2 protein-coding genes and 1 pseudogene are annotated in these 4,652 nt (G+C 40.0%); 1 reads left to right on the top strand and 2 read right to left on the bottom strand.

Going from position 1 to position 4,652, the window contains the following annotated elements; all coding sequences use genetic code 11:
• Together AC3WV0_RS17870 and AC3WV0_RS17865 are read right to left on the bottom strand one after the other, a co-directional pair.
• Positions 1 to 223: pseudogene (locus AC3WV0_RS17870) on the bottom strand (hypothetical protein); the annotation flags it as partial.
• Positions 224 to 723: 500 nt separating this feature from the next.
• Positions 724 to 1,278: a hypothetical protein gene (locus tag AC3WV0_RS17865; protein WP_488847455.1), complete on the bottom strand. Its 555-nt coding sequence runs from the start codon at positions 1,276 to 1,278 to the stop codon at positions 724 to 726.
• A 561-nt stretch (positions 1,279 to 1,839) separates the two neighbouring features.
• Here AC3WV0_RS17865 and mutS point away from each other — a divergent pair.
• Positions 1,840 to 4,428 carry a DNA mismatch repair protein MutS gene (mutS, locus tag AC3WV0_RS17860; protein WP_488847454.1) on the top strand — a complete coding sequence of 863 codons (2,589 nt, stop codon included), beginning with the start codon at positions 1,840 to 1,842 and terminating at the stop codon, positions 4,426 to 4,428.
• Positions 4,429 to 4,652: the final 224 nt, after the last annotated feature.

Below are 4,652 nucleotides of genomic sequence, written 5' to 3'. Positions count from 1 at the left end.
CATAAACAATAAGTCCTTTCTGTGCTGCTCCATAGACAGCGGCGGCTGTGGCAGTATGGATGTTATCACCGGATAATTGTGGGATAATGAGTCCTTCGGGTTTGGTTCCGCTGGTTTTGGCGGTAATGTCGAGGGTTGCTTTTGGGGAAGTATTATTAATCCCCACTTGTGCGAATGCGGTCATGCTGAACAGCACGGCGGCGGTTGTAAATAAATGTTTCATTGTTTTGTATTTATATTGTTGTTCTATTTTTAATTGTGAACACGAAGTGTACTAAGGTTTCTTATCTATGATATGCTTTTGAGTTTCACAAAGGCGTTTCACTTAAAAGAGCTCGCTGAGTCTATCGTCACTTCGAGTAGATTTTGAAAAAATCGTATAGAGAAGTTTATAAGTCTGATTATCAATTTCATTCTCGATACATTTTTTCTTCACTTTGTTACGAAAAAACACTCGAATTGACGACGAATCCAATACCAAAAATTTAGTTTCACAAAGGCGTTTGACTACGTCGAATCTTCGATTTCACTTATAAGAGTCCGCTAAGCTGGTTTTTAACACAAATGGTACTAATGGATTGAACACTAATTTCACAATTGTTGTGTGAAATGCTTTGCTGAGATCCCTACGGGATGACAAACGGGGTGGGAAAGTTTCCTGCTGCATTAAAGCATTTGTACTATTTGTGCTTATTTGTGTTTATTAATTCGTGTCATTTGTGTTTAATAAAATATCGCAAATATGGGCGGAGGACGGCTGAAGTGATTGATGATAATTTTTAAGAGATTGAAATGGTTAATAACATGATATAGAAGTTTATTTTCTGAGGCAGTTACTTGTGGTAAAGTCCAAAAGTCAGAGCCTGCCATTTTGTGATGTTGTTTTACCGGAGAGGAATTTCCCAGAACAGCTGTTGATAAAAGATTATTTGAGTTTCCAACATAATGTGAGCTCTTTGGAATTGTAAAGCTCGCCTGATCTGATGTGGTAAAAGTATTTTTGCTTATGGAAGACGATTTTAGCTTAAAGGAAGCTTTACGCTTGTTGGCGTTGAGCTGTTTTGATGATGTCTGATTTTTTTCTGATAAAGATGTTACAGCCGAGATGTGGACCCGTGATTCAACATAAAGATAAGAATCTTCGGAGATAAAAAGTGTTGAATCGGAATAAGAAAAGGGAGTCTGGGAACTGATGAAAACAACAATGAAAAATACCTGCAAGCACAGCGTCCTTACGCTAAAACGCAGGAAATGAGGGAGCTGTATAAGGGTCATCATTTGTTTTTTCATTGTGTTCAAAAAGGTAGTCTGGGTTGGACTACTTTCAGAACCAATGATCTAAGAATCAGGATTATTTTGTTTTTTCAGGGTAAAAACGAGGGCAGTTTCTTTTCCTCTGGATCGGCCATTTTTTAAGGGAAATTATAGTTGTTAATTAATTAACCTATTAAAAAACAAAGGATTATTATTTGGAAGTAAGGATAATTTGTTTACATTTGTGACAGAAAAAGTAGTCCAACCCAGACTACATTTTTTGAGATTTTATAGGGAAATATTCTGTCCGGAAAAATGAAGGCTTTCAAGGCTATTCATATTCCCAATCTCAAATGCTTACACTCCTCCCAACAAAAACTACGGTAAGAAATGTTTTCCAAACCGGAGTCCATTATACTAATAATTAAACCTCATACCTGTGGTACTGACCGGTCCGCCCGAGTGGCAGTGAACGGACGGTACGAATGGCACCATATGATATTAATAAAGGACATCTTTTTTAAACACTTTACTCCTACTGTTTTATTTCATATTTTTACCAACCTAATTTTAAGACAGATTTGAATGGCAAAGACAGCGAAGAAAGAAACCCCGTTAATGATGCAGTACAATACCATCAAGGCGAAATATCCTGATGCGCTTTTGCTATTCAGGGTGGGGGATTTTTATGAAACGTTCGGCCAGGATGCTGTCAGAACATCACAGATTTTAGGGATTGTTCTTACCAAAAGAGCTAATGGGGAAGGGCATATCGAACTGGCCGGATTTCCGCATCATTCCGTAGACTCTTATTTGCCCAAACTGGTACGGGCAGGAATGCGGGTAGCGATCTGCGATCAGCTCGAGGATCCGAAAATGGTAAAAGGGATTGTAAAAAGAGGGGTAACGGAACTGGTGACACCCGGCGTGACCTTTAATGATCAGGTTTTAAATTCAAAAAAGAACAACTTCCTGCTTTCTCTGCACAAAGAAAAGGAGAAGTTTGGGATTGCCCTGGTGGATATTTCTACCGGTGAGTTTCTGGTGAGTGAAGGAAATTTAGAAAAATTACTTCATATTGTTAATACTTTTGATCCCAGCGAAATTATTTATCAACGGAGCGTTCAGATTCCGGAGCAGATCAAAAACCGGAGTGCCTTTAAGCTGGAAGACTGGGCGTATCAGTTTAATTTTGCCTACGAAAAGCTTACGAGTCATTTTAAAACCAACTCTCTGAAAGGTTTTGGCGTTGAAAATCAGCAGCTGGCCATAACGGCTGCCGGTGCTATTTTCGCTTACCTTGTTGAAGATACGCATCATAATTTACTGTCACACATCACTAAAATTCAGATTATTCCGCAGGAGGATTATCTGATGATGGATCATTTTACCCTGAGAAATCTTGAAATTGTATACCCAAGCAGCCCACAAGGCAAATCTTTGCTGGATATTATCGATAAGACCTCAACGCCCATGGGGGGAAGGCTATTGCGAAGAAGAATTATTCTTCCTTTGAAATCAGTCGCTGAAATCAACAGAAGGCTTTCTTTAATTGACTTTTTAAACGAAAACGATCATCTTAAATATGAAATTTCCCAATTGCTGAAATCGATTTCGGATCTGGACAGATTGATGGGAAAACTGGCGGCAGAAAAAATCTCCCCAAAAGAATTGGGATATCTGCGACAAAGCTTAATTAATATTCATAAAATTAAAGGATTGCTTCACCCGCATGCTGAGGTATTGGCTTGGCTGGATCCTTTATACGATCAGGAGGAGCTGATCAAATGTCTTCAGAATCACCTGAATGATGAATTACCAGTGAATCTTGCCAAAGGAAATGTCATTAAAGAAGGCATATCCGAAGAGCTCGACCGGTTGCGGGGCCTTCAGTCAAAAGGCCGCGGTTTCCTCGATGAGATGTGCCAGCGGGAAATTGAAAGAACGGGAATCTCCAGTCTTAAAATTGACTTTAATAATGTTTTCGGCTACTATATTGAAGTTCGGAATACCCATAAAGATAAAGTTCCGGCCGACTGGCTCAGAAAGCAGACGCTCGTGAATGCCGAAAGGTATATTACAGAAGAGCTTAAAGAATACGAAAACCAGATTCTTGGTGCAGAAGAGAAAATCGGGGTGCTGGAAAATGAGCTGTACCGAAAAGTATGCGGAGATACGATCATTTACATGGACCAGATCCAGGAAAACTCGAATATCATTGCTCAGCTTGATGTCGCAGTTGGTTTATCGGAATTGGCCGTTTCGGAAAGCTATACAAAACCTGTTCTCAATGAAAGCTTTGCCATTGATCTGAAAGAGGCGAGGCATCCGATTATTGAAAATGCGCTTCCTTTAGGGGAAAAGTATATTCCGAATGATATATTTTTAGACAAAGACTCCCAACAGATTATCATGGTGACTGGGCCGAATATGGCGGGTAAGTCAGCGATCCTTCGGCAGACCGCTATTGTATGTCTCATGGCTCAGATCGGAAGCTTTGTTCCCGCCAAATATGCAGAAATCGGTATTTTAGATAAAATTTTTACCAGGGTTGGGGCAACGGATAATATTTCTGCAGGAGAATCGACCTTCATGGTGGAAATGAATGAAGCCGCCAATATCCTGAATAATATTTCGGAACGAAGCCTTATCCTTTTAGATGAAATCGGCCGCGGAACTTCTACTTACGACGGGGTTTCTATCGCCTGGGCTATAGCGGAATACCTTCATCAGCATCCTACACAGGCAAAGACCTTATTTGCTACCCATTATCACGAGCTGAATGAAATGACCGTGAATTTCGACAGGGTGAAGAATTTCCATGTATCCATCCAGGAAAACAAGGGCAATATCATATTCCTGAGAAAGCTGGTTCCGGGCGGAAGTGAACACAGCTTCGGGATCCATGTTGCCAAACTTGCCGGAATGCCGTCAAAGGTTGTCAACAGAGCCAATGAAATTCTGAAAACCCTGGAAGCCAGCCGTACGCAGGGCAGCTCTTCGGAAAGCATCAAAAGGGTAACTGAAGAAAATATGCAGCTTTCCTTCTTCCAGCTCGATGATCCGGTGCTGGAAAATATCCGGGAGGAGCTGACGAAAATAGATATCAATACGCTGACACCGATAGAAGCTTTAATGAAGCTTAATTCCATAAAAAAAATGATTGGCGGGTAACCAATCATTTATGTCTGCTTCAACTTTTTATTTAACCACAAAGTTACAAAAGCTTTTATAGCACATGAGTCATATTAGATTTAGGCTAAAACTTTGCGCATATTTCAGAGAACAGAAGAAGAAAATCAAAGATTTTTAAGGGGGTGCTAGAATATGTATGCTTATCATTCCGGAAGTGAATCCAGACGTGAATCTATTTAACCACAAAGTCACAAAAGCTTTTA

The organism is Chryseobacterium sp. 27AL, from assembly GCF_057815395.1.
The sequence above is the reverse complement of the archived record's forward strand: the minus strand, read 5'-3'. Positions and strand labels throughout refer to the sequence as shown.

What these genes read in the sequence shown, in the direction of transcription:
- AC3WV0_RS17865 (WP_488847455.1), bottom strand. Translation starts at nt 1,278, where the DNA reads ATGATGACCCTTATACAGCTCCCTCATTTCCTGCGTTTTAGCGTAAGG.
- mutS (WP_488847454.1), top strand. Translation starts at nt 1,840, where the DNA reads ATGGCAAAGACAGCGAAGAAAGAAACCCCGTTAATGATGCAGTACAAT.